Origin of the sequence: Streptomyces sp. CB02923, assembly GCF_001905005.1 — a bacterium.
Classification (GTDB): Bacteria; Actinomycetota; Actinomycetes; order Streptomycetales; family Streptomycetaceae; genus Streptomyces.
Map to the genome: position 1 here is coordinate 107,095 of NZ_LWKZ01000012.1, position 24,747 is coordinate 131,841.

The following is a 24,747-nucleotide window of genomic DNA, read 5'->3' on the forward strand; positions in this document are numbered from 1 at the left end:
TCTCGCGCTGTGCTGAAACGTCCCACGCTGCTGTGGCTCCTGGTCCCTCACGTGCTCTACCTCGGTGTGCTGCCGCTGGTGAACCGCGTGACGCCGACCGTGCTCGGACTGCCGTTCCTCGTCTTCTGGATGCTGCTCGCGACCCTGCTGACGCCCGCGTCGGTGTGGCTGGCCTGGCGCGGCGACCGGAAACGGGCCGCGCGGCGGGCGGACGGGCGAGCGGGCGGGCGGGCCGCGGAGCGGGCCGGAGAAGGGGGCGCGGCATGAACGCGACCATCGCCACCTCCATCTTCGCGGCGTTCATGGTGCTGACGCTGGCCCTGGGGCTGCTGGCGGTCCGCGGCGGCGGGCGCCGCAAGGGCGGCCTCGACGAGTGGTCGGTGGGCGGCCGCAGCCTCGGCACGGTCTTCATCTGGGTGCTGATGGCGGGCGAGAGCTACACCAGCTTCAGCTATCTGGGCGCCGCGGGCTGGGGTTACAACTTCGGCGCCCCGGTCCTCTACGTCCTCGCGTACATGTCCTGCGGCTACGCGGTCGGCTTCGTGGCCGGTCCGATGCTCTGGTCGTACGCGCGCCGGCACGGCCTGGTCGGCATCACCGACCTGGTGGCGCACCGCTACGGGCGGCGCTGGCTCGGCACGGCCGTGGCGATCCTCGCGACGGTCTGCCTGCTGCCGTACATCCAGCTCCAGATCACCGGCATGGGCGTGGTCGTGACGACCATCTCCTACGGGGCGATCAGCCTGAACTGGGCGTACTTCATCGGCTTCGCGGTGACCACCCTCTTCGTCGTGGTCAGCGGGCTGCGCGGCAGCGCCTGGGTGTCCGTCCTGAAGGACATCCTGGTCATCGCGACGCTGGCGTTCCTCGCGGTGTACGTACCGCTGCACTACTTCGACGGGTACGGGCCCTTCCTGGACCGGATCGTCGCCGAGAAACCGCAGTGGCTGACCTTCCCCGGTCACGCGTCGGGCGGCCTGGGCCAGGGCTGGTTCATCACCACCTCCCTCCTGAACTCGCTGACCGTCGTCATCTTCCCGACGACCGTCGCGGGCTACCTGGGCGCGCGCAGCGCCGACGCCCTGCGGCGCAACGCGGTGCTGCTGCCGTTCTACAACGTGCTGCTGTTCGTGCCGATGCTGCTGGGCATGGCGGCCCTGTTCGTGGTGCCGGGGCTGACCGGCGCGGACTCCAATCTGGCGCTGTTCAAGCTGGTGGTGGACTCGCTGCCGGCCTGGCTGGTGGGCGTCACCGGTGTGGCGGCGGCGCTCTCCTCCATCGTGCCGATGGCCGTGTTCATGCTGGTCATCGGCACGATGTGGGGGAGGAGCGTGCTGGGTGCGGTGCCCCGGCTGGCGCACCGCCAGAAACTGTGGTCGCAGGTGGTCGTGGTGGTGGCGGGCGGCCTGGCGCTGCTGCTGACGTACACCGCGCCGAACACCCTGGTACGGCTCTCGCTCATCTCGTACGAGGGGATGGCGCAGCTCGTACCGATGATCCTGCTGGGGCTGGTGTGGCGGCGGCTGACGTTGTACGGGGCCGTCAGCGGCCTGGTGGTGGGCCTCGTGGTGGTCTGCGGGCTGGTCTTCACCGAGCACGATCCGGTGTGGGGCATGAACGCGGGCATCGTGGCGCTCGCGGTGAACCTGGTGGTGGCGCTCGCGGTGACCTGGCTGGGCCCGCGGCCGGTGGACGACCGGCCGGACGCCGAGGTGCTGGCGTCGGACCTGGATCCGGAGGACGGTCCGGGCGAGGCGGGGAGCGGCGCCGGCGAGGACGGCGCGGCCGGCGGGGAGGGCGTGGCCGGGGTCAGCCCGTCGCCGGCGAAGTGATCTTCTTGCCTTCGGGGGAGACGGCGAACCAGGTGCCCATCTTGCCCTGCCCCTTCACGTCCCCGGGCTGCTTGTCGCCGCTGAAGGTGTAGACCGGCCAGCAGTCGACCGTCAGCTGCTCGGTGCCGTCGGGGCGGGTGACGGTGCTGATCAGCTTGGCGGGGACGCCCTCCAGCTTGCTCTTGTCGGCCGGTCCGACGGGTTTCCACGTGTCCAGGCACGCGCCGTTGCAGCCGAACCTCATCGGCCAGGCGCTGTCCTTGGTGAAGCGGTAGACCGTACGGCCCTCCTTGTCGACGAGCAGCTTGCCCAGCTTGGGCTGGTCGAAGACGGAGACGTCGGTGGCGGCTCCGGCGGTCGCCTTCTTGCCGTCGGGGGCGAACGCGTTCCAGGTGCCGCCGACGCCGTGGCCCTTGGTGTCGCCCGGGGCGGTGTCCTTGGCGTAGCGGTAGGCGGGCCAGCCGCTGATGGTGAGCTGCCGGGTGCCGTCGGCGCGGGTCACCGAGCCGAGGGCGCTCGCGGCCATGCCGGAGGCGGCGGTGGCGTCGTCGGCGGGGACCGGGGGCCAGGTGGTGGCGCAGGCGCCGGAGCAGGCGGAGTCGGGCGGCTCGGCGGTGTCCTTGTCGAAGCGGTACAGGGCCATGCCCTTGCTGTCGGTGACGACCGGGCCGAGGGCGGGGGACTGGCGCAGGGCGAGGATCCGGGCGGGGGCGGCCTGGGCGGCGGGCCGGCTGGTGTCGTCCGCCGACCCGTACCCGTCACCGCCGGCCTGCCCCTTGCCGGCGCCGTTGCCCGAGCCGCCCGAGCCGTAGCCGTTGCCCGCGTCGCCCGAGCCGTAACCGGCGGAACTGCCGCTGCCCGACGGGGCCTTGTCGTTGGCCACCGGCGCGGCGTCGGTGCTGTCACCGGAGCCGCAGGCGGTGGTGAGCGCCATGACGGCGGCGGCCGTCACGGCCAGCGCGGCGTGGCGGCGCTGCGGGTTGGGGCGGCGGGAGGCGGGACGGGCGGCGGGCCGGGGGCGGCCGGTGCGCGGATGGGGCTGCGGGCTTTGCGGGCTCGGTGTGCTCGGTGTGCTCAGTGGGCTCATCGCTGTCTCCTTCGAGGGGCCGGGGTGTTGTCTGCGGGATACGAGGGGTGGGGGGCCGGTGTTCAGGCGGTGCGGAAGTTGTCATCGGGGGACAGAAACCGCGCCGAAGTGGTGTCCGTACGGCGGCGGTACGGGTCATTCGAGGCCCTGGACGCGCAGGGCGAGCGCCGGGCAGCGCCGTACCGCGAGCTGCGCGCGGCGGCGCATCCGGGCGGGCAGGGGCATCGCGGCCCGCTCCGGGTAGCCGTCCGGGCCCAGCCGGACCATGCCGGGTACGAGGTCGGCGCACAGGCCGTGGCCCTGGCACAGCGTCCAGTCGACGAGCAGCCGCTGTTCGGGCGCGCGGGTCCGGGGGGCGGTCGTGGCGGCGCGGGTGCCGGAGCGCCGCCCGCCGCCGGATGCCGGTGCGCTGCGGGTGCCGTACGTTGCCTCCTCGCCGTACGCCGCCTCCTCGCCGGTCACCGCCTCCTCGCCGGTCAGCGGCAGCACGCCGAGCACCGGCCGCCCGCAGCCGGTGCCGCGGGCGTGCCGGTCGAACTCGGCGGAGAAGGCGGCCAGCGCCGAGGCGACGAATCGCGCGGTGCCGTCGGGGTGGCTGCACGCGCCGCGCCGTTCCACGGCCCGCATCCGGGCCCGTACGGCATCCAGCGCGCGCTGCCCGCCACCGCTGACGGCCTGTCCCAGCGCGTCGGCGAGCGCGGGCAGGCCCAGGACGCAGGGTCCGCACTGCCCTGCGGACTCGGCGGCCATCCAGCGCGCGACCCGTACGGTCTCGCCCGCCGGGCAGGTCCCCTCCGGCAGCGGCAGCACCGCCCCCGCGCCGAGCACCGCGCCGTACGCGGCCAGGCCGTCGCGGGTGAGGAGGGCCGTACCGGCGGCGGGCGGCGACAGCCAAGTGCCGTGGTAGCCGCCGATCAGGACGCCCTGGCCGGGACCGAGCCCGCACAGGGCCAGGACGCGGGCGAGCGGCACCCCCGTCGGCGCCTCCACGACCCGCTCGCCGGCCACGGTCAGCAGGACGGTGCCGGGCTCGGCGGGGTCGCCCGTGCTGCGGAAGCCGAGGGCGCCCAGCCGCGCGGCGAGGGCGAGCTGCGCGTACGTCTCGGTGTTGGACAGCAGGGTGGGCAGGCCGTCCAGGCCGCGTTCGCTGGAGCGGACCTTGCGGCCCGAGGGCAGGCCGGGCCCCCGGTTCAGGCCGTCGGTGAGCGCCGTGCCCTCGCCCGTCACGAAACGTTCCGTCAGCAGCTCGGCGCGTACCGGCGTGGACAGCGGCCCGCGTTCGGTGATCGCCCGGCGCACCGACCGGGCCACGTCGGCGCGGGTCACCCCGATCGCGACCTCCTCGGCGCCGAGCGCCCGCGCGGCGAGCAGCGCGCCGTCCAGCACCAGGTGCGGCGCGTATAGCAGCAGCGCCGTGTCCTTGAGGCAACCGGGCTCGCCCTCACTGCCGTTGACGACCACCGCGACGCGTCCGTCCGTGCGGCGTTGCCCCGCCATGACGGCGCTCAGCTTGCGCGCGAAGGGGAAACCGGCGCCGCCGCGACCGCGCAGACCGGTGTCCTCGGCCAGCGCCACCAGTTCGCCCGCGGACAGGTCGGGCGGCCCACCGTGCCGAGCCAGGTGCGCCACCCGTCCGAGGCGCTCGACCCCGTCCGGGCCGCCCAGCCCGCCCAGCCCGCCCAGCCCGCCCAGCCCGCCCAGCCCGCCCAGCCCGCCCAGCCCGTCCATTCCGTCCAGCAGCCCGGCCAGCAACCGGGGCGGCCCGAGGGCGGCGAGGCCGGGGACGGGCCAGGCGCGGATGACGGCGGGGGCGTGGTGGACCGCGGGGGTGCGACCGACGACGGGGGTGCGGCCGACGGCGGGGGTGCGGCCGACGGCGGGCAGCGGGATCGTGGAGGCTGAGGCGGTCGTGGTGGTCGCGGCGGCCGAGGCGGTCGCGGCGGTTGAGGTGACCGAGGCGGTCGAGGCGGTCGAGGCGGCCGAGGCGAGAAGCGTCATAGGGAACTCCGCTCGTTGCGTGAGACGTTGAGGTATCCGGGGGGCCACAAAAGCTGCACCCGTAGGCGCGACGGTCGCGCACCGCGGTCATGCCGACGTGCCGACCTGTCGACGTATCGGCCCGCTCTTCGCCCGTGGCCGTACGTCATCGCGCGTATCCGTACGTCATGGATGGGCGTCGCGGGAGTGCCGGGCCGTCCGGGTGGGGGCCCGGGGCCTGCCGGAGTCCGTGTCCGGCGGTCGGCTGTACGGAATCCGGGTCCGCCGCGGTGCCCGCAGTCGCAGGGCGAGCGCCACCGCGACCCCGGCGACGCACAGCATGTATCCGGCGGTCACCCAACCGGCGGCCGGGCGGCCCGACTTCAGGCCGTGCACGAGCGCCGCGCACCAGGCCACGTACGCGCCCATGTGCAGCACCCGCCACCACCGCGACCCGCGGCGCGAGGTGAACGCGCCGCGTACCGCGCCCGTGACCGCCGTCGCGAGGAAGAGGTAGCCGGCCAGCGTGCCGAGGCCGATGAGCAGTGGCCGGCCGTCGTCGGCGAACGGCACGGCGGCGGCCGTACCGCTCGTCCGGCCGCGGGTGATCTTCACTCCGATGTGCAGGGCGAGGAAGCCCAGTCCGGCGACGCCGGTGCCGCGGTGCACGGCCTGCGCGACCAGCCGGTGGCCGGAGTGCAGCAGTAGCCGGTCGGTGGCGGCCAGGCCCCACAGCACGGTTCCGGTGAGCGAGACCAGTGCGAGGACGCCCGCGCCGAAGTCAAGGAAGGCGAGCACTTGTTGGGGTGCGCCTGCCTGGGTGGCCACGGCGAGGAAGAGGAGCACGGTGGCCGGCAGGGCCGGGCGCAGAGCGGTCCGCAAACGGGATGCGGGCATCGGGCCTCCTTGGGGAGGGTGCGGGAAGGGGAGGGGACGGGGTGGCACCTTGACCGCCGGGAGCCGCCCCCCGACCCCCGGCCGCCGACCCCCGGCCCCCGGTTCAAGACAGATCGCGCAGTCAATTTCGTACGCCACGTGCCGTGTTCGGCAGCAGTTGCCGGGATATTCGCCACGGTTTATGCGCCGTGTCCCGCCGAGTGGCGCGCAATGGTATGTGCCAAAGGCGGTGAACGGGGTGTGCAGCAGCATCACGGAAGGCCGCCGGACCGTCCTGCGGTTTATCGCGCTGTGACAAATTCCTGCACCGGCATCGAAGTTACGGCAGGTAACTCCGGATGGTGCCCCCTCAAGCACGACCACCGCTCGAAGCGCTTCCGCACGGCGCGCAGGGTGCTTCCGGGCAGCAGGGCCGTACCCCCCTCCGCATCACGCCAGGAACGAGGTAGCGATGTGTGATCTCCTGAACCGCATCTGGTCACGCCCCCGTGGCGAATGGACCCGCGTGCTGAGAAAGGAACTCCCGGCGCTCGCCGAGAAGGTGACCGAGGAACTGCGGAGCGAATCTCCCGCCTTATCCGCGCTGCTCGCGGATCTGGGTGCGGAAGAGTCCCGCCGGGCCGTGGAACAGGCCATGCTGGTGGCGCTCGGCTACCAGGAAAGCGCGGAGCGCGTCCGGCGGCCCAGGGACCTCGTCGTCACCCCGCTGCCGGTGGCGCCTGCCCGCCGGGAGCTGTTCGCCGCCCTCTCAGGGGCCAAGGGCGTCTCCGACGTCGCCCTCGCCGAGGTGGCCCGCTGCGCCGGCTGGCCCGTACCGGCACGCGTCCAGGCCATCGCCCTCGCCTCGCCCGCCGAAGCCCCCCAGCTGGCCGCCGCTCTCGGCGACGCGCTGATCGGCACGGTCGACGGCGACACCTGCCTCCTCGTCCCCGACCCCGGTACGCAGACCCGGGCCCGGCTGGAGGCCGCGCTCAAGGGCCGGGTGGCGGCGGTCGGCCACGCCGTACCGGCGGGCGATACCGCCTCCTCGCTGCGCTGGGCCCGCGCCCTGCTCGCGCTGTCGCCCGGCCGCGGCGGCCCCGACGCCCGCCCGGCCTTCGTCGACGACCACCTCTCCGCGCTGCTCCTCCTCCAGGACGAATCGCTGGCGCGGGCGCTGTCCTCCCGCTGGCTGAGCCCGCTGGACGACCTGACGCCCCGGCAGAGCGAACGTCTGGAGGTCACCCTGCTGGCCTGGCTGGAGGGTGGCGGCGCACCCGAGGCGGCCAAGGTGCTCCAGGTGCACCCGCAGACCGTGCGCTACCGCCTGCGGCAGATCGAGAAGCTCTTCGGGCCCGCGCTGCGCGACCCGCGGACCCGGTTCGAGCTGGAGATGGCGCTGCGCAGCCGCCGCCTGATGGCCCACGTACGGCGCTACCGCTCACGGGCCGGCCGCCGGGCCAGGGCCGTCGCCTCCACCATCCGCCCGCTGGGCATGGCCAGGGAGGCCCGGGTCAACGGACTGTGACGAGCGCACCATGACCGCGGCGGCCCCGGGCTCCCCTCCGGGGCCGCCGCCCTGCGTGGGCCGGGGTGGGAAGCCGGTGCGGGGCCCGAGGGCTGGTGACCCGCCGCCCGGTGCGGGACCCGGGGACCTGTGCTGGACCCGGGGACCTGCGCGGGACCGGGGGACCGGTGCCGCGGCGCTGCCGTTACCCTGGGGCGGAAACCGGCGGTAAGGGAAGCGGTACGGGAAAGGGAAAGGGGTGAGCACATGCAGCGCTGCGCCGACGCCTGGCGGCTGTACGTGGGCGCGCTCTTCTTCCTGCTCTCCGGGTTCCTCCTCGCCGAGAGCGGGCTGGCTCCCGCGCTCACCTCCGCGGCGGCCACCGCCGCTCTCCTGCTGCTGTGCCGCGCCTTCCTGGCCGCCGCGCTCGCCCGGCCCGAACCGCCGGGCCGCATCCGTACCGCCCTGCGCGACCGGGAACGCCGTACGGCCTTCCTGCCGCAGCGCGATCCCGACGCCGCGGGCCGCCCGCGGCCCAGGGCACCCGGCCGTCCCCTCCCGACGGCCGCGTAGGCGCCCCACCTCGCACTGTGCGGGGGCACCGGCCCCACGCGGCTCGTCACGCCGATTCCTCATCCCGGCACGACGAGACCCGTGGAGGGCTCACTCATGTCCGTCTTCTCCACCCTGGGCAGCGCCCTGTCCCAGGCCGCCGACCTCATCGAACCGCTTTTCGGCGCTTCGGCGACGGCCGCCGCGATCATCCTGTTCACCCTGTGCGTACGCGCCGCACTGCACCCGCTCGCCCGTGCCGCCGCCCGCGGCGAGAAGACCCGTTCCGCGCACGCCCCGCGCCTGGCCGAGCTGCGGCGCAGGCACGCGAAGGACCCGCAGCGGCTGCGGGAGGAGACGGCCGCGCTCTACGCCGAGACCGGGTCCTCGCCCCTGGCGGGCTGCCTCCCGGCGCTGCTCCAGCTGCCCGTCTTCTTCGTCATGTACCACCTGTTCACCAGCGACGGCAGCGGCCTGCTCGGGCATACGCTGCTGGGCGCGCCGCTCGGCGGTCACTGGTCGCAGGCCCTCGCGGACGGCGGGGTGTTCGGGCCGCACGGGCGGGTCTACCTCGCGCTGTTCGCGCTGGTCGCCGCCGTCGCCACCTGGAACTACCGGCGGGCGCGTACGGCGATGGCGCAGAACTTCGTGACGGGCGCGGCCCCCGGCCGGGCGGGCACGGCCGACGGCGGCACGGTGCCGGGCCTCGCCGGAATGGCGAAGATGATGCCGCTGCTGTCCTTCGGCACGCTGGTCAGCGTCGCGGTGCTGCCGCTGGCGGCCGCGCTCTACCTGGTGACGACCACGACGTGGACGGCGTGCGAGCGGGCGCTGCTGCACCGGGACCGGGACCGGGACCGGGGCGGACTCGGGGACCGTACGCCGGGGGAGGCGGCCGTGGTCCCGGCCCGTACGCCGGGGAAGGGGGCCGTGGCCCCGGCCCGTACCGCCGGGTAACGGTCCAGTGCGTGAACCGGGTCTTGCGGAGCGGACGGCGTTCTTGGACGATCGTCCGAATCGCTCGATGGCCGTCCCCCATCGGCCGGTCCGGGAGAGCCCTCCCGGACCGACCCTTCGACCACGGGAGTTGTACCGATGAAGCTGCTGCGTGTCGGTCTGGTGGGGGCGGAACGCCCGGCGCTGCTCGACGAGGAAGGGGTCCTGCGCGACCTGTCGTCGCTGGTCACGGACATCGACGGGGCGCTGCTCGGGGACAGTCCGGCCCTCGCGCGCATACGGGCGGCGGCCGCCGCCGGTGTGCTGCCGCACCTGGACCCGGCCGGTCTGCGCACCGGCCCGCCCGTCGCCCGGATCGGCAAGATCGTGTGCATCGGGCTGAACTATCACGACCACGCGCGCGAGACCGGCGCCGCCGTCCCGGCCGAACCGATCGTCTTCATGAAGGCGCCGGACACGGTGATCGGGCCCGACGACACGGTGCTGGTGCCGCGCGGCAGCGTGAAGACGGACTGGGAGGCCGAGCTGGCCGTCGTCATCGGCCGTACCGCGCGCTACCTGGAGACCGACGAGGAGGCCCGCGCCGCCGTGGCCGGGTACACGATCGCGCACGACGTCTCCGAACGGGAGTTCCAGATCGAACGCGGCGGCCAGTGGGACAAGGGCAAGAACTGCGAGACGTTCAACCCGCTGGGCCCGTGGCTGGTGACGGCGGACGAGGTGCCGGATCCGCAGGCGCTGGGCGTACGGCTGTGGGTCAACGGCACGCTGCGGCAGGACGGCACGACCGCCGCGCAGATCTTCCCGGTGGCCGAAGTGGTCCGTTACGTGAGCCGGTTCATGACCCTCTACCCGGGCGATGTGATCAATACCGGCACCCCGGCGGGCGTGGCGATGGGCTGCCCGGAGCCCAAGCCGTACCTGCGCGCCGGTGACGTGGTGGAGCTGGAGATCGACGGCCTGGGGCGGCAGCGGCAGGAGCTGAAGGACGCCTGACGGGCCCTCAGGGCGGCCTGTCGGCGGGGTGGTCGGTGCCCGGCGGCAGGGGCCCGGCTGTCGGCTGGACAGGGGGACTCGCCGTACGGGTGCGCGGGCCGGACGGCTGCCCGGCCGGTCCGCGCACATAGTGCGTATATGCCTGCAAAAAAGACAAAACGGACCCGGGTGGTGGGTGCCGCCGCGCTGGGGGCCGTGGCCGCCCTGCTCCTCGGCCTGTTCGCGGCGTTCGGCTTCGCGGCCCCGCTGCCCGGCGGCCTCGGCCCGTGCCGGGGAAGCCAGTGCCCGTCCTCGTACGACGATCCGAACAACGGACCGGTACCCGGGCGGGACGAGAACCTCAACATCTTCGTCGGCGGTGACTTCCGCGTCGGCGGATCGGCCGCCGAGGCCGAGGGCAAGATCGTCACCCTCGGCGGCTTCAGCATGAACAAGACCGGCGGCTCCAGCGTCTACAACGTCGGCATCGTCGGCGTGGGCTCCCGGGTGCCGCCACCCAACGGCTCCGACTTCCTGACCGTGGGCGGCGACGTCACCATCGCCCCCGGCCAGCGGCTGCTCGCCGAGGAAGGCAGCACCCACGGCGTCGTCGCCTACGAAGGCGGGCTCACCGGCACCGTGATCCCCCAGGCGGACCAGCGGCCGGGCGCCGCCGACCCGTACCGCAAGCTGGTACCCGACCTCACGGCGAGCAGCCGGTGCTACGCCCGGACCGGCGACGGGCAGCGGCCCGCGACCGGCACCGCCGTCAACCAGGGCTATTCGACGGTCTTCACCGGCGACGGCACGTCCGCCCTCCAGGTCTTCAACGTCGACTTCGATCTGGCGGGCCGCAACGGCGGCGCCCAGGGCATCACGTTCACCGGCATCCCGGCGGGGGCCACCGTCCTCGTCAACATGCTCGGCGACGCCCGGACCGTCAACACGTACATCGGACACGACCTCCAGCCGCAGGGCATCCGTGAGCGGCTGCTGTGGAACTTCCCGGACGCGAACACAGTGGAGTTCAAGGGCGGCGCGCAGTTCCAGGGGAGCGTGCTGGTCGGCAAGCAAGGCAGCACGACGACGGTGTCGGTACCGGGCATGAACGGCCGTTTCTTCACGGTGGGTTCACTGGTGCACACCTCGACGTCGGGCGCGGAGATGCACAACTACCCGTTCAACGGGGACCTGCCGGACTGCCGCGAGCCGAGCCCGACACCGACGCCTACTCCGACACCCACGCCGACACCCACTCCGTCTCCCACGGATCCGTCGCCGAGCCCGACGGACCCGATGCCGTCCGGGACCGCCCCGGAGCCCACCCCGACCGACCCGAGCCCGTCTCCGACGGACCCCTCGCCGTCGCCGACCGACGAGCCGTCGCCGTCACCTACGGACGAGCCGTCGCCCACGCCTACGGACCCGAGCCCGTCGCCGACCGACGAGCCGTCGCCCACGCCCACGGAGCCGAGCCCGTCTCCCACGGAGCCGAGCCCGTCTCCCACGGAGCCGACGCCGACCCCCACTCCCACCGAGCCGAGCCCGTCCCCCACGGACCCGATGCCGTCCGGTACCGCCCCGGAGCCGACCCCGACCCCGACCGAGCCGACTCCGCAGCCCACGGAGCCGACTCCGCAACCGACCGAGCCGACTCCGCAGCCCACCGACCCGACTCCGCAGCCCACCGAGCCGACCCCGCAACCGACCGACCCCGGCCCGGAGCCCACTGACCCCGGCCCGGAGCCCACTGACCCCGGCCCCGAGCCCACCGACCCCGGCCCCGAGCCCACCGAAACCGGCCCCGAGCCCACCGAAACCGCCCCGGAACCCACACCCACCCCGACCTCACCCCCGACCCCCTCGCCCACCGACTCCTCCGGCACCCCCGTGCCCAGCCCCGGGCCGACGGATGACGGCGACCAGCTGGCGCACAGCGGCAGCAGCACCTTCCAGGACCCGCTGTTCATCGGGGCGGCAGTGGCCGCCGTCGTCAGCGGTGTGGTGCTCGTGCTGATCATCCGCACCCGCCGCCGCTCCGGCTGACCTCCGGGTCAGCCTGCCGGCCGCTGCTCGATGTAGCGCCCCAGGGCGTCGACCACCAGCGCGTGGTCGTCGCCCTGGGGGAGGCCGGAGACCGCGACCGTGCCGACGACTCCCGTACCGCGCAGCCGTACGGGAAAGGCGCCGCCGTGCGCGGCGTAGCGGTCCGGGTCGAGACGGGACGATTCCTCGAACGTCCGGCCCTTGGCGCGGAAGCGGGCGCCGACGAGGTACGAGGACTCCGCGTACCGCTCCACGACGCGGCACTTGCGCTCGATCCACGCGTCGTTGTCCGCCGACGTACCCGGCAGCGCGCAGTGGAACAGCTGCTGCGCCCCGCGCCGGATGTCCACCGTCACGGCCGCGCCGCGCTCGCGTGCCAGGTCCGTCAGCAGGCAGCCGAGCCGCCAGGCGTCGTCGTTGCCGAAGCGGTCCAGGACCAGGCGCCGTTCCTGTTCCTCCAGCTCGCGGACCTGGTGGCGGGCCGCCTCGCGCTCGTCCAGGCCGTTCAGCGCCCCGGTGCCGCCCGTGCCGTTCACGTTCGCCGTGCCGCCCGTGCCGTTCACATCCGCCGTGCCGCTCATGCCGACTCCTCGATCCGGACCGCGCGGCCCTCGGCCGCCGATGTCTTCGCCGCCTCCAGGACGCGCAGCGCCGCCGCCGCTTCCCTGGCGCTCACCGGCGGTTCGCCTCCGGTGCGCAGCGCCTGCGCGACGGCTGCGTAGTACGCGGGGTAGTCACCGGACAGGGTCGGTACTGGTGCTCCGCCGCCGGTCGCCGGGGACTCCCCGGCGCCGATCCGGCCCCACGCCGACTCCGGCTCCACGCCCCAGCCGGCCGGGTCCTCGTCCGGTCGCCGTCCCTCGCGCAGTGCCGCTTCCTGCGGGTCCAGGCCGTACTTCACGTAGCCCGCGCGGCTGCCCAGCACCCGGAAGCGCGGGCCGAGCTGGGCGGTGGTCGCGCTGACCCACAGGTGCGAGCGGACGCCGTTCGCGTGGGTGAGGGCGAGGAACGTGTCGTCGTCGGCCTCCGCGCCGGGGCGGCGTACGTCGGACTCGGCGTAGACCAGGGTGACCGGCCCGAACAGGGCGAGCGCCTGGTCGGCGACGTGGCTGCCGAGGTCGTACAGCAGCCCGCCGATCTCCGCAGGGTCGCCGGACTCGCGCCAGCCGCCCTTCGGCTTCGGGCGCCAGCGTTCGAAACGCGACTCGAAGCGCTGTACGTCGCCGAGCGCGCCCTCGGTGACCAGCTTGTGCACCGTACGGAAGTCGTTGTCCCAGCGGCGGTTCTGGAAGACGGAGAGCAGCAGGCCGCGCTCGTCCGCGAGGCCGGCCAGCGCTTCGGCCTCGGCGGCGGTCCCGGCGAGCGGCTTGTCGACGACGACCGGCAGCCCGGCGTCCAGCGCGGCTTCGGCGAGCGCGACGTGCGTCTTGTTGGGGGACGCGATGACGACGAGGTCCAGTTCGGCGGCGCGGGCGAGGACCTCGTCGGGGGTGGCGACCGTACGGACCTGCGGGTGTTCGGCGCGGGCCTGTGCCTGCCGGTCCGGGCTGCCGGTGGAGACGGTGTCCAGCACCAGGCCGTCGGTGGCGGCGATCAGCGGGGCGTGGAAGACCGAGCCGGCCAGGCCGTAGCCGATCAGGCCGACGCGGAGCGGTGTGCCGGGGGAGTCGTTCATGCCACCCACTTAAGCAACGGTGTTGCCAAAGTGCAAGCAATACGGACAATGGACGGGTGACCAGCAACGACCCCGAGGAACGTGTCGCCGCGGCAGCCCTCGCACCAGCCGCGCCGTCCGCCGCTCCGGCCTCCCCGCCGCCCGGCGGCGGAGCCGGCCTGCCCGCCCTGCGCGGCCACAACGCCGCACTGGTGCTGGGGCTGCTGCGGACGGCGGGACCGGCGGGCGTCAGCAGGCTGGAGCTCGCCGCGCAGGCGGGCCTGACGCCGCAGGCGGTCAGCAAGATCCTCGCGCGGCTGCGCGCGGACGGCCTGGTGGCCGAGGCGGGGCAGCGCGCGTCCACCGGCGGCAAGCCGCGTACGGTGCTGTGCCTGGTGCCCGGGGCCCGGTACGCGATCGGGCTGCACCTGGACCGCGACGAGCTGACCGCCGTCCTCGCCGACCTCGCGGGCCGGACCGTCGCGGAGCGCACCGCCCCGCTCGACTTCGGCGCGGGCGCGTCCGCCGTGCTCGACACGGTGGCCGGTCAGCTCGCGGCGCTGCCGGACGAGGCCCGCTCGTCCCGCGTACTGGGCGTCGGCGCCGCCTGTCCCGGCCCGCTGGACCACGCCGCCGGAGTGCTGCGCCGGGTCACCGGCTTCCCGGACTGGGACGGCTTCCCGTTGCGCGACGCCCTCGCCGCACGGCTCGGCCTGCCCGTCGTCCTCGACAAGGACACCAACGCCGCGGCGCTCGGACTCGCCCAGCGCGAACCGGACGGGCGGGGCTCGTTCGGCTACCTGCACCTCGGTACGGGGCTGGGCGCCGGCCTGGTGCTCGGCGGCGCGCTGTACCGGGGGGCCAGGACCGGCGCGGGGGAGTTCGGCCACCAGGTGCTGCAACTGGACGGCCCGCGCTGCGGGTGCGGCAAGCGTGGCTGCGTCGAGGCGCTGTGCCTCGACCGGGCGGCGCGCGGCGAGCCCGCCGAGGCGGCGCGCATCCTGGGCGTCGGCGCGGCCAACCTCGTGGAACTCCTCGACATCGACCGGGTCCTGCTCGGCGGCCGTACGGTGCTGGCGCGTCCCGACGTGTACGTACGCGGCGTGGCGTACGCCCTGGCCGAGCAGGCCCGCGCCCGCGGCGACGGCCGTACGTCCGCGGTCCCCGTGGCGCTGGCCGAGGGTGGCGCGCGGGCGGTGGCGGACGGCGCGGCGCACCTCGTCCTGGCTCCGCTGTTCCGGGCGCCGGGGGCGCCGTTCGGGGCCGGACCGGCGGCGGAACTGCGCTGAACGCGCGGCATTCGGGCGATCGGCACGGCGTACCGGGGCGTCGTGGGCGCGGCGGCGGGCCCGCGTGGCAAGGTCCGAAGCCGACCGGTCATACGAGCGGCAGGAGCGTCGGTCATGTCCGTGCGTCCGCCCCGCGCACTACTACGCGCCACCTTCGCGGCGGCCTCGCTGCCGGGATTCCTCCTGGCCGCCGCGCCACCGGCCCACCCGGCAGCGGCCGCGGCCGCAGCGGCGGTGCCAGCGGCAGCGGAGGCCGCTCCGGCAGCGGAGGCCGCTCCGGCCCGGGGGAACCAGCCTGAGGCGCACCCCGCCCCCCGCCTCGACGCCCGCCCCGCCACCCATCCCGACATCCGCCCCGCCGCCCACCCCACCCACACCCCCGGCCCCCCTCCCCACCTCGCCGACACCGGTTCGCCCGGCGTGACCCGTATCGGCGCCGCCGCCCTGGTGTTCCTGTCCGCCGGCGCACTCCTCGTGACGGCGGCCCGCCGCCTCCGCAGGCGCCGGTCCCCCTGACCCGCGCGGCGCCGCGGGTGCGAGGATCGGCCGGTGGACTTCCCGAACGGCCAGGAACCTGGCGCACCGATCCGCTCCGGCATTCCCGAGCACGGACGTATTCCCAAGTACTACGCGGCGAAGGTGCACATCGCGGCGCTGCTGGCCGAGTTGGGCGAGGGCGAGGCGCTGCCCACCGAGCGCGAGCTGGCCCTGCGCTTCGAGGTCTCCCGCGAGACGCTGCGCCAGGCGCTGCGCGAACTCCACCTGGAGGGGCGGCTGCGGCGCCTCGGCCGCGGCACCGTCGTGGCGGGTCCGAAACTGGAACAGCCGCTGTCCCTGGCGAGCTACACCGAAGGCGTACGGAAGCAGGGGCGGCGGCCGGGCCGTCACCTGGTCGGCCTGGACCGGTTCGCCGCGCAGGCGAAGCTGGCCGGGGAGCTGGGCCTGCAAGTCGGCGACGAGGTGTGGCACTTGGAGCGGGTGCTGCTCGCGGACGACGAGCGGGTGGGGCTGGAGAGCACGTACGTCGCGGTGGCGCGGGTGCCGCGCCTGGACGCGGAGTTCGAGCCCGATTCGTCCTTCTACGCGTATCTGCACGAGCGGCTGGGCATCGGCTTCGGCGACGCGGACGAGCGCCTGGAGACCGTGCTGGCCACCCCGCGTGAGGCCCTGCTGATCGGCACCCCGGGCGCGCTGCCGATGCTGCTGATTCACCGGCTGTCGCGGGACACCCGGGGCGTGCCGCTGGAGCGGGTGCGTTCGCTCTACCGGGGCGACCGGTTCTCCTTCACGACCCACCTCGGCGGCTGACCTTCCCTGCGCTCCCCGGCCCCTCTCCTGCCACGCAACATGTGATCACGAAATGATAACGGGTCTAGGCCAAACTTGAGTCCCCGTTCACCCCGGCGTCGCCTCGCGGTCCGCCCCGGGTCACCCGTTCCGACGACCGTTCGGGACATGCGAGTCATAGTTGTCGGAGCCGGCGTGCTGGGAACCCTGCACGCCTGGGAAGCGGTAGAGCGCGGCCACGAGGTCGTGCACATCGAGCGGGAGACCGAGGCGCGCGGCGCCTCGGTGCGCAATTTCGGGCTGGTCTGGGTCGGCGGGCGGGCCGGCGGCCCGGAGCTGGCGACCGCGCTGCGGGCGCGCGAGCTGTGGGAAGGCATCGGAGAGCGGGTCCCCGGTCTCGGTTTCCGGCCCAACGGCTCCCTCACCGTCGTACGGAACGAGGCGGAGCACGCCGTCGCCGAAGCCGCCACCCGCCGCCCGGACGCCGCTTCCCGCGGCTACGAACTGCTCGGCGCCGACGACGTCAGGGCCCTCAACCCCGCCCTGCGCGGCGACTTCCTCGGCGCGCTCCGGTGCGAGCGGGATGCCGCCGTGGAGCCGCGTACCGCCCAGCGCGCGCTGCGCGAGGCGCTGTCGGCGTCCGGCCGCTACACCTTCCTCGGTGGCCGCGAGGTACGTGAAGTGGTCGGCGAACGGTCCGTACGCGACGACCACGGCGACCTGCACGAGGGCGACGCCGTCGTGCTGTGCACCGGCGCCTGGCTCGGCGGTCTGGTGCGCGAGCTGGTGCCCGACCTGCCGGTACGCCGCGTCCGGCTCCAGATGATGCAGACCGCGCCGCTCGGCGAAGCCCTGACCACCTCCGTCGCCGACGCGGACAGCTTCCGCTACTACCCGGCGTACGGAGGGCCCGAGCTGGACGCGTGGGCCGCGGCGCAGCCTCAGCAGCCGGTCGCGGCCGAACACCGGATGCAGCTGCTGATGGTGCAGCGCGCGGACGGCGGCCTGACCATCGGCGACACCCACGAGTACGCCACACCCTTCGGCTTCGACGTCGTCGAGGACCCGTACGAGCACCTGACCGGAGTCGTCGAAGGACTGCTCGGGCGCCCGCTGCCCGCCGTACGCCGCCGCTGGGCCGGGGTGTACGCGCAGTGCACGGACACCTCGCGCGTCGTGCACCGGCAACGGCTGCGCGACGGCGTCTGGCTGGTCACCGGACCGGGCGGGCGCGGCATGACCTGCTCCCCGGCGCTGGCCGAGGACACCGCGAACGAGATTGGCTGGTGAGGACGATGACCGACGGCAACACGGAGCAGGAGCGGATCTCGCTGGTCGTGCTCGACATGGCGGGGACGACGGTGGCCGACGGCGGACTGGTCGAGGAGGCCTTCGCCGCCGCGGCCGGGCAGCTCGGAGTCGTACCGGGCAGCGCCGAGCACGCACAGCACCTGGCGTACGTCCGCGCCACCATGGGGGAGTCCAAGATCTCCGTCTTCCGGCACCTGTTCGGGGACGAGGAGCGGGCCCGCCGCGCCAACACGGCCTTCGAGGAGGCGTACGGGGAGCTCGTCGACGGCGGCCGGATCGCGCCCGTGCCCGGCGCGCGGGAGACGATCGAGGCCCTCCAGGAGGCGGGCCGTACGGTCGTGCTGACCACCGGCTTCGCGCGGGTCACCCAGGACGCCATCCTGGACGCGCTCGGCTGGCGGGACCTGGTGGCGCTGACCCTGTGCCCGGCCGACACGGGCGGGCGCGGACGGCCGTACCCGGACATGGTGCTGGCCGCGCTGCTGCGGACCGGCGCCGCCGACTCCGTACGGCACGTCGCGGTCGCCGGTGACACGTCGTACGACATGCTCTCCGGGCGCCGCGCGGGCGCCTCCGTCGTCGCCGGGGTGCTGACCGGCGCCCACGACGAGGACGCGCTGCGCGGCGCGGGCGCCACCCACGTCCTCGGCTCGGTGGCCGGACTGCCCGCCCTGCTCGACGGCGCCCGGACGGGCGGCGCCTCACGGCCGGGGCGCCCTTCATGAGCGCGCCCGCCGACTCCAAGAGCCCGCCCGCCGAAGCCCGGACCCCGGCGGACCCGGCCGCCGCCACCCCCTCCGGCATCCGCTTCGACCACGTCTCCGTCGCCTACGACGGGAACGTCGTCCTGGACTCCTTCGACCTGACCGTCGAACCGGGCGAGGTGATGGCCCTGCTCGGACCGTCCGGCTCGGGCAAGACCACCGCGCTGCGCGCGGTCGCGGGATTCGTGCGGCCGTGCGCCGGGCGGGTGCTGATCGGCGGCCGGGACGTGACCGGGCTGCCGCCCCACCGGCGCGGTATCGGCATGGTCGTCCAGCAGTACGCGCTCTTCCCGCACCTGCGCGTCGAGGACAACGTCGCCTTCGGACTCAAGGCGCGGCGCGGGCGCACCGCGTCGCGTGCCGAGACCGCGGCGCGCGTCGCCGAGGCGCTGGAGATGACCGGTATGGCCGCGTACGCCAGGCGCTATCCGCGCGAGCTGTCCGGCGGGCAGCAGCAGCGGGTCGCCATCGCGCGGGCGCTGGCCATCCGGCCCGGGGTGCTGCTCCTGGACGAGCCGCTGTCCGCCCTCGACGCCCGGCTGCGCTCCGGGATGCTCGCCGAACTGGCGCGGCTGCACCGGGAACTGCCCGACGTGTCGATCCTGTACGTCACCCACGACCAGGTGGAGGCGCTGACACTCGCGGACCGTATCGCCGTCATGGACCGCGCGCGGCTGCGCGACTGCGGCACCCCGCAGGACCTCTACCGGCGCCCGCGTACCGAGTTCACGGCCTCCTTCGTCGGCAACGCCAACCTGCTGCCGGTGACGGCCGGTCCGCGCGGCACGGCGGACTTCGCCGGTACGCGGCTGGCCGTCACTCCCTCCGACGGCGCGGCGCCCGGCGTGTCCGCCACGCTGTGCGTACGCCCGCACCTCGTCGGCCTCGGCGAAGGCCCCAACGCGCTGCGCGGCCGGGTCACCGAGGTGCAGTGGCGCGGCGCGACCCACCGCGTGTACGCGGACGTGGCCGGGCACCGCGTCATGGCCGACGTGCGGGAACTGCGCACCACGCCGGAGCCGGGCGCCGAGGTCGTCCTGCACTTCGCCGCCGAGGACGCGGTGCTGCTGCCGGCCGGCGCGGGAAGCACGGCCGATGAGTAGGCCGGGAACCCTGCCGCTGCCGCGGGCGGCGGAGCGTGCCGCACCGCCGGACCGCACCGCCGGGAAGCGGCGGACCGTACGGAGTGCGCCGGTCCTGTGGGCCCTGCCGCCGCTCGCCGCGCTCGCTCTCGTCTTCCTCTACCCGCTGGCCCTGGTCGTACGGCAGTCCTTCACCGGCGAGGAGGGCGGCGCGCCGTCCACCGCGCCGTACGCGCAGGTCTTCGCCGAGGCGTCGTTCCGCGACGCGCTCGGCAACACCGTGCTGATCGCCGTCGGCGCGACCGTGGGCTGTCTGCTGCTCGGTTTCGTCCTCGCGCTGGTGATCGCGTTCGTACCGTTCCCCGGCAGCAGGGCGCTGAGCCGCTTCATCGACGTCTTCCTCGCCTTCCCGTCCTTCCTGATCACCCTCGCCCTGCTCTTCGTGTACGGCACGGCGGGCCTGGCCAACGGACTGTGGACGGACGTCACCGGCGCCGCCGACGGGCCCTTCGACTTCCTGCACACCCCGTGGGGCGTGCTGCTCGCCGAGATCACCTACTTCACGCCGTTCGTGATGCGCCCCCTCCTCGCGGCCTTCTCTCAGGTGGAGACCGGGCAGTTGGAGGCCGCGGCCTCGCTCGGCGCCCGGCCGGCCCGGATCGTACGGAAGGTGATCTGGCCCGAGGCGCTGCCCTCGCTGGCGGCGGGCGGCGCGCTCGTCCTCGTCCTGACGCTGAACGAGTTCGGGATCGTGCTCTTCACCGGCGCCAAGGACGTGGTGACCCTGCCCGTCCTCGTCTACACCAAGGCCATCCTCGACGGCGACTACACGGGGGCGTGCGTCGTCGCCGTCGTCAACGTCGCGCTGTCGGTGGCCCTTTACGCCGTGTACCGGACCGTGGCCGCACGGGCGGGCGCGGCGCGTACACCGTCAGCGGGAGGTGCCGGCCGCCGTGCTCGTGCATAGCAAAGGGGCCCGACGGGCCGTCTGGACCGTGTTCTTCGTCCTGTTCCTGCCGGTCTTCGCGCTGCCGCTGGTGGTGGTCGTCGCGGCGTCGTTCGCGAGCAGCTGGAGCGGCGCGCTGCCGTCCGGGCCGACGATGGCGCACTACCGGGACATCGCGCAGGGCGACTCCCTGGAAGCGCTGCTCACCAGCCTGGTCACGGCCGTCGTCGCCAGCCTGCTCGCCCTGGCCGCCGGGACCTGGGCCGCGCTCGCCGCCCAGCGCCTGCGGCCGCGCGCCCGCCGCGTGCTCGACGGCCTGTTCGTGCTGCCGGTCGCGGTGCCGTCCGTCGTCGTGGGCCTGTCGCTGCTGGTCGCCTTCTCGCAGCCGCCGCTGCTGCTGAACGGCACCCCGCAGATCGTGGTCATCGCGCACACGGTGCTGGTCACGGCCTTCGCGTACCAGTCCGTGACGGCCGCGCTGGCCCGCCTGGACCCGGCGTACGAGCAGAGCGCCGCCAGCCTCGGCGCGCGCCCCGCCTACGTCCTGTGGCGGGTGAAACTGCCCCTGCTGCTGCCGTCGCTGACCGCCGCGGCGGGCCTGTGCTTCGCCCTGTCCATGGGGGAGCTGAGCGCCACGATGATGATCTACCCGCCGGACTGGATGCCGCTGCCGGTGCAGATCTTCACCACCACCGACCGGGGCTCCCTGTTCGCCGGGGCCGCCCTCGCGGTGGCGCTGATGGCCGCGACGCTGCTCGTCCTGCTGGCCGTCTCCCGTATCCGTACCAGAGCCTCGTACCGCTGACGCGCCCCCGTCACCGGCCCCACACCCCCAAGGAGTGACGTCACGTCATGCGCAGCCCTCTCAAGCCGACCGCCGCCGTCTGCGGCGCCCTGGTCCTCGGCGCCGCCCTGACCGGCTGCGGCGGCGCTTCCCGCGCCGACGCCAAGGAGATCACCGTCTACAGCGCCGACGGCCTGCGCGGCGAGCGGGGCGACGGTTTCTACGACCGGGTCTTCAAGGACTACGAGAAGAAGACCGGCATCAAGATCAACCTGGTGGAGAGCGGCTCCGGCGCCGCCGTGCAGCGGCTGGCCCGGGAGAAGGCCAACACCAAGGCGGACCTCGTCGTGACGCTGCCGCCGTTCATCCAGCAGGCCGACGGCAAGGGCCTGCTGGAGACCTACCGGCCCCAGGGCTCCGCGCAGGTCGCGGCCGCGGACAAGGACCCGAACGGCAAGTGGACCGCCGTCGTCAACAACTACTTCTGCTTCATCTACAACAAGCAGCAGCTCAAGCAGCCGCCCCGCACCTGGCAGGACCTGACGGACACACGTTTCAAGAACAAGCTCCAGTACTCCACGCCGGGCGTCGCCGGGGACGGTACGGCTGTCGTCGTCCAGGCCCTGCACGACTTCGGCGGCCAGGGTCCCGCCATGGACTTCCTCAAGAAACTCCAGGCCAACAACGTCGGCCCGTCCTCCTCCACCGGGCAGCTCGCACCCAAGACCGACAAGGGCGAACTCCTCGTCGCCAACGGCGACGTGCAGATGAACTACGCCAACATGAAGTCCATGCCGAACCAGGGCATCTTCTTCCCCGCCACCAGGCCCGGCGCGAAGCCGTCCACCTTCGCGCTCCCGTACGCGGCCGGGCTGGTCAAGAACGCCCCGCACGCCGCGCAGGCGAAGAAGTTCCTGGACCACCTGCTCTCGCCCGAGGTGCAGCGGCAGGTCTCCGCGGTCGGTGGCGGATTCGCCGCCCGTACGGACATCCGGCCCACCGACCGCAATGCCGCCGAACTCGCAAAAATCATGAACGGCGTCGACATCTTCCGCCCGGACTGGAACGACATCGACAAGAACCTGTCCACCTACCTCGACGCCTGGAAGACGGCGACCGGCAGCTGACCGCCGCACCGGCCCCGCGCACGGCCCCGGACCCGGCTTCCGCGCACGGCCCCGGACCCGGAGCACTCGGCGGGGTCAAGATCGCTGCGGCTGACTTAGGCTGGGGGCGTCGGCCATACGTACGAGACGCCGGTCACCCGCCGGGGTGCGCGGCGCGTACGGGACCCGCGACGACGCGGGCACGGCCGACGCCCCTGGCAGACACGCACGGCGGGAGAACGGCAGTGGCAGAGCGCAAGCCGATCGAGTCATGGCTGACCGACATGGACGGGGTGCTGATGCACGAGGGCATCCCCGTGCCCGGTGCCGACGCCTTCATCAAGCGCCTGCGCGAATCGGGCAAGCCCTTCCTCGTCCTGACCAACAACTCCATCTACACCCCGCGCGACCTGCACGCCCGGCTGAGCCGGATCGGCCTGGACGTGCCCTGGGAGTCCATCTGGACCTCCGCGCTGGCCACCGCCCAGTTCCTGGACGAGCAGCGGCCGTCCGGCACCGCGTACGTCATCGGCGAGGCCGGCCTGACCACCGCCCTGCACGACATCGGGTACGTGCTCACCGACCACGAGCCCGACTACGTCGTCCTCGGCGAGACCCGTACCTACAGCTTCGAGGCGCTCACCAAGGCCATCCGGCTCATCAACGACGGCGCCCGGTTCATCGCCACCAACCCGGACGAGACCGGCCCCTCGGCGCAGGGCGTGCTGCCCGCCACCGGCTCGGTCGCCGCGCTGATCACCAAGGCGACGGGGGTGGAGCCGTACTTCGTCGGCAAGCCCAACCCGCTGATGATGCGGCACGGCCTGAACGTCATCGGCGCGCACAGCGAGACCTCCGCGATGATCGGCGACCGGATGGACACCGACGTGCTGGCCGGGCTGGAGGCCGGGATGGAGACGTTCCTGGTGCTGACCGGGCTCACCGCGAAGGGTGACATCGAGCGGCACCCGTTCCGGCCGTCGCGCGTCGTGGACTCCATCGCCGACCTCGTCGACCTGGTGTAGCCGGACGCGGCCCGGTACCGGCCGCCGGACGGCGGCCGCTCACCCGGACGGCGCAGTTCCGGCCGTACCGGGATGCGGGACCGGGCCGCCGGGCGGACCTTCGGAAGTGTTCGGAGGTTCACCATGCGCTCACCGGGATTCACTCTCTGTGCCGCCCTGGCGGTCACGGTGCTGTCTCCGGTGCCCGCCCTCGCGTCCGCGGACCGGGCACCGGGCGCCGCGGCCGGCACCGTCGCGGTCACGCCGTCGGCCCCCGCGCCGGGCACCGACACGGCCCTCCAGGTCACCGGCTGCGCGGGCCGCGACGGGCGCGCCACCTCGGACGCCTTCGTCGACGCGGTGCCGCTGGCGCGGGTCGCCGCGGGGCTGGTGGGCGACGCGCGGGTGCGCTCCTCGGCGGACCCCGGCACCTACACCGTCTCCGTCCACTGCGACGGCGAGGACGCGCGCGCCGCGGGCACCTTCGAAGTCGTCCCGGCACCCGCGGGAGCCGGTGGCGACGCGGACGCGGGAACGGCCGCCGACGCCGGTGCGCGGGACGAGGGCCCGGCCGGTGGAGCCGACGGGTCCCTGGCCTCCGCCTCCCTCTCCGCCCCGGCGCCCGGCACGGCCGGACCGGCGTCCTCTCCCTCCGCCCTGGTACGGGCAGGCGGCGGCTGGACGGCCGCACAGCCGCACCGGGCCGTGGCGGCCCGGACGGCGGACGTACGCCCGGAGGCGGTACGCCCGGCGGCGGTACGCCCGGAGGCGGTACGGATGGCAGCGGCACGGAAGGCCGCGAGCCGTGAGGGCGACGGCGTCTACGCGGTGGGACTGGTACTGGCAGGGGGCGCGGCCCTCGCGCTCACCGGACAGGTGCTGCGGATGCGGCGCCGGCGCAAGAGATCGGGCGATGGCGATGCCGGCTGAGGACCACGCGGTGGCGGACCACCGCCCCCCGCACGGCCACCGCAACGGCCGGATGGCCGCCGGGGTGGCCTGGGCGGCGCTGCTGCTGGGGCTGTGGCTGTGGGGACGCGACCTGACGGACGGCGGCGACCTGGCGAAGGGGCCGACCACCGGTGACGTCGCGGCCGTCGGCCGCCCGCTCGAACAGGACCTGCCCGCAGCCCACGCGCCGCTGGCCACCTCCCCGGGCGGCCGCCCCACCGAGGTCTCGGTCGACGCGCTGGGCGTACGGGCCAGTGTCACGGAGACCGGGCTGGACGCCACCGGCGCCGTCGACACGCCGCCGTACCGCACGCCCGGACTCGTCAGCTGGTACGGGCAGGGGCCGCAGCCCGGCACGGCGGGCGCCGCGGTACTGGCCGGGCACGTCGACACGACCAGCGGGCGCGCGGTCTTCCACCGCCTCGGCAGCCTCAAGCCGGGCCGCCCGGTGGACGTCCGCAGGGAGGACGGCAGCACCGCGCGGTTCACCGTCGAGGACGTCAAGATCTACGACCACCGGAACTTCGTGCCGCGGAAGGTCTACGGCGCACACGTGCCGGGCCGCGCGGAACTGCGCCTGATCACCTGCGCCGGGACCTTCGACCGCGAGCGGGACGCCTACACCGCCAACGTCGTCGTGCACGCCTACCTCACCAAGGTCGTGCACGCGCAGCAGAGCTGAGCCGCAGCGCAGGGGGACAGGGGCCCGGAGCCGACCGTTCCCGGCCGGCGGCTCGCTCCCCCTGAACCGCCGACCGGC

Annotated in this window: 24 protein-coding genes; 19 read left to right on the forward strand and 5 right to left on the reverse strand. The window is 74.3% G+C overall.

Translation table 11 applies throughout. The annotated features are described in order from the left end of the window. Positions 1 to 9: 9 nt before the first annotated feature. Together A6A06_RS12185 and A6A06_RS12190 are read left to right on the forward strand one after the other, a co-directional pair. Entirely contained in the window at positions 10 to 267 is a 258-nt protein-coding gene (locus A6A06_RS12185) for a DUF3311 domain-containing protein (RefSeq protein WP_199930845.1), read from the forward strand. Then, complete coding sequence (locus A6A06_RS12190) at positions 264 to 1,832, forward strand: sodium:solute symporter family protein (RefSeq protein ID WP_079193969.1); 1,569 nt, start codon at positions 264 to 266, stop codon at positions 1,830 to 1,832. The genes A6A06_RS12185 and A6A06_RS12190 overlap by 4 nt, the downstream gene beginning before the upstream one ends. Here A6A06_RS12190 and A6A06_RS12195 read toward each other — a convergent pair. The 3 genes from A6A06_RS12195 to A6A06_RS12205 form a co-directional block, all read right to left on the reverse strand. Then, positions 1,810 to 2,919 carry an SCO0930 family lipoprotein gene (locus A6A06_RS12195; protein WP_079193970.1) on the reverse strand — a complete coding sequence of 370 codons (1,110 nt, stop codon included), beginning with the start codon at positions 2,917 to 2,919 and terminating at the stop codon, positions 1,810 to 1,812. The two genes, A6A06_RS12190 and A6A06_RS12195, sit on opposite strands and share 23 nt — an antisense overlap. A gap of 135 nt (positions 2,920 to 3,054) precedes the next feature. After that, positions 3,055 to 4,917 (reverse strand): NADH-quinone oxidoreductase subunit NuoF family protein, encoded by a 1,863-nt coding sequence (locus tag A6A06_RS12200; RefSeq protein WP_242440699.1) that lies wholly within the window; start codon positions 4,915 to 4,917, stop codon positions 3,055 to 3,057. A gap of 165 nt (positions 4,918 to 5,082) precedes the next feature. Next, a complete protein-coding gene (locus A6A06_RS12205) occupies positions 5,083 to 5,793 on the reverse strand; it encodes a hypothetical protein (protein WP_242440700.1) in 711 nt (236 codons plus the stop codon). A 505-nt stretch (positions 5,794 to 6,298) separates the two neighbouring features. On the opposite strand from A6A06_RS12205, the gene A6A06_RS12210 reads away from it, so the two are divergent. The 5 genes from A6A06_RS12210 to A6A06_RS12230 all read left to right on the forward strand — a co-directional run bounded on the left by A6A06_RS12210 (position 6,299) and on the right by A6A06_RS12230 (position 11,809). Next, on the forward strand, positions 6,299 to 7,300 hold the full coding sequence (locus tag A6A06_RS12210) for a PucR family transcriptional regulator (protein WP_338015890.1): 1,002 nt from the start codon (positions 6,299 to 6,301) through the stop codon (positions 7,298 to 7,300). Between the two features lie 246 nt (positions 7,301 to 7,546). Then, on the forward strand, positions 7,547 to 7,852 hold the full coding sequence (locus A6A06_RS12215; RefSeq protein ID WP_073761247.1) for a DUF6412 domain-containing protein: 306 nt from the start codon (positions 7,547 to 7,549) through the stop codon (positions 7,850 to 7,852). Positions 7,853 to 7,948: 96 nt separating this feature from the next. Then, a complete protein-coding gene (locus tag A6A06_RS12220; protein ID WP_079193971.1) occupies positions 7,949 to 8,788 on the forward strand; it encodes a YidC/Oxa1 family membrane protein insertase in 840 nt (279 codons plus the stop codon). Positions 8,789 to 8,926: 138 nt separating this feature from the next. Beyond that, positions 8,927 to 9,784: a fumarylacetoacetate hydrolase family protein gene (locus A6A06_RS12225; protein WP_073761248.1), complete on the forward strand. Its 858-nt coding sequence runs from the start codon at positions 8,927 to 8,929 to the stop codon at positions 9,782 to 9,784. 138 nt (positions 9,785 to 9,922) lie between these two features. Next, the gene (locus A6A06_RS12230; protein WP_079193972.1) at positions 9,923 to 11,809 is read left to right on the forward strand and encodes a choice-of-anchor A family protein; all 1,887 of its coding nucleotides are present in this window, start codon (positions 9,923 to 9,925) and stop codon (positions 11,807 to 11,809) included. Between the two features lie 8 nt (positions 11,810 to 11,817). On the opposite strand, the gene A6A06_RS12235 is transcribed toward A6A06_RS12230, so the two are convergent. Further along, complete coding sequence (locus A6A06_RS12235; protein ID WP_242440701.1) at positions 11,818 to 12,390, reverse strand: heme-degrading domain-containing protein; 573 nt, start codon at positions 12,388 to 12,390, stop codon at positions 11,818 to 11,820. Next, positions 12,387 to 13,484 carry a Gfo/Idh/MocA family oxidoreductase gene (locus A6A06_RS12240; protein ID WP_073761250.1) on the reverse strand — a complete coding sequence of 366 codons (1,098 nt, stop codon included), beginning with the start codon at positions 13,482 to 13,484 and terminating at the stop codon, positions 12,387 to 12,389. Before A6A06_RS12240 ends, A6A06_RS12235 begins: the two co-directional genes overlap by 4 nt. Before the next feature lie 56 nt (positions 13,485 to 13,540). Here A6A06_RS12240 and A6A06_RS12245 point away from each other — a divergent pair, with 56 nt between their 5' ends. The 12 genes from A6A06_RS12245 (at position 13,541) to A6A06_RS12300 (ending at position 24,669) form a co-directional block, all read left to right on the forward strand. Next, entirely contained in the window at positions 13,541 to 14,752 is a 1,212-nt protein-coding gene (locus tag A6A06_RS12245) for an ROK family transcriptional regulator (RefSeq protein ID WP_079193973.1), read from the forward strand. A 114-nt stretch (positions 14,753 to 14,866) separates the two neighbouring features. After that, positions 14,867 to 15,268: a hypothetical protein gene (locus A6A06_RS12250; RefSeq protein WP_073761251.1), complete on the forward strand. Its 402-nt coding sequence runs from the start codon at positions 14,867 to 14,869 to the stop codon at positions 15,266 to 15,268. A gap of 33 nt (positions 15,269 to 15,301) precedes the next feature. After that, entirely contained in the window at positions 15,302 to 16,060 is a 759-nt protein-coding gene (locus A6A06_RS12255) for a GntR family transcriptional regulator (RefSeq protein ID WP_073761252.1), read from the forward strand. 147 nt (positions 16,061 to 16,207) lie between these two features. Further along, positions 16,208 to 17,329 carry a TIGR03364 family FAD-dependent oxidoreductase gene (locus A6A06_RS12260; protein ID WP_073761253.1) on the forward strand — a complete coding sequence of 374 codons (1,122 nt, stop codon included), beginning with the start codon at positions 16,208 to 16,210 and terminating at the stop codon, positions 17,327 to 17,329. Between the two features lie 5 nt (positions 17,330 to 17,334). Next, the gene (locus tag A6A06_RS12265) at positions 17,335 to 18,075 is read left to right on the forward strand and encodes a phosphonatase-like hydrolase (protein WP_073761254.1); all 741 of its coding nucleotides are present in this window, start codon (positions 17,335 to 17,337) and stop codon (positions 18,073 to 18,075) included. Then, entirely contained in the window at positions 18,072 to 19,217 is a 1,146-nt protein-coding gene (locus A6A06_RS12270) for an ABC transporter ATP-binding protein (RefSeq protein ID WP_242440702.1), read from the forward strand. Before A6A06_RS12265 ends, A6A06_RS12270 begins: the two co-directional genes overlap by 4 nt. Beyond that, complete coding sequence (locus A6A06_RS12275; protein ID WP_073761255.1) at positions 19,210 to 20,163, forward strand: 2-aminoethylphosphonate ABC transporter permease subunit; 954 nt, start codon at positions 19,210 to 19,212, stop codon at positions 20,161 to 20,163. Before A6A06_RS12270 ends, A6A06_RS12275 begins: the two co-directional genes overlap by 8 nt. After that, the gene (locus A6A06_RS12280) at positions 20,150 to 20,947 is read left to right on the forward strand and encodes an ABC transporter permease (RefSeq protein WP_073762094.1); all 798 of its coding nucleotides are present in this window, start codon (positions 20,150 to 20,152) and stop codon (positions 20,945 to 20,947) included. Before A6A06_RS12275 ends, A6A06_RS12280 begins: the two co-directional genes overlap by 14 nt. Before the next feature lie 47 nt (positions 20,948 to 20,994). Further along, positions 20,995 to 22,053 carry a 2-aminoethylphosphonate ABC transporter substrate-binding protein gene (locus tag A6A06_RS12285; protein WP_073761256.1) on the forward strand — a complete coding sequence of 353 codons (1,059 nt, stop codon included), beginning with the start codon at positions 20,995 to 20,997 and terminating at the stop codon, positions 22,051 to 22,053. Positions 22,054 to 22,277: 224 nt separating this feature from the next. Continuing rightward, a complete protein-coding gene (locus A6A06_RS12290) occupies positions 22,278 to 23,057 on the forward strand; it encodes an HAD-IIA family hydrolase (protein ID WP_073761257.1) in 780 nt (259 codons plus the stop codon). A 123-nt stretch (positions 23,058 to 23,180) separates the two neighbouring features. Continuing rightward, positions 23,181 to 23,966: a hypothetical protein gene (locus A6A06_RS12295; RefSeq protein ID WP_073761258.1), complete on the forward strand. Its 786-nt coding sequence runs from the start codon at positions 23,181 to 23,183 to the stop codon at positions 23,964 to 23,966. Continuing rightward, positions 23,950 to 24,669: a class F sortase gene (locus tag A6A06_RS12300; protein ID WP_079193974.1), complete on the forward strand. Its 720-nt coding sequence runs from the start codon at positions 23,950 to 23,952 to the stop codon at positions 24,667 to 24,669. Before A6A06_RS12295 ends, A6A06_RS12300 begins: the two co-directional genes overlap by 17 nt. Positions 24,670 to 24,747: the final 78 nt, after the last annotated feature.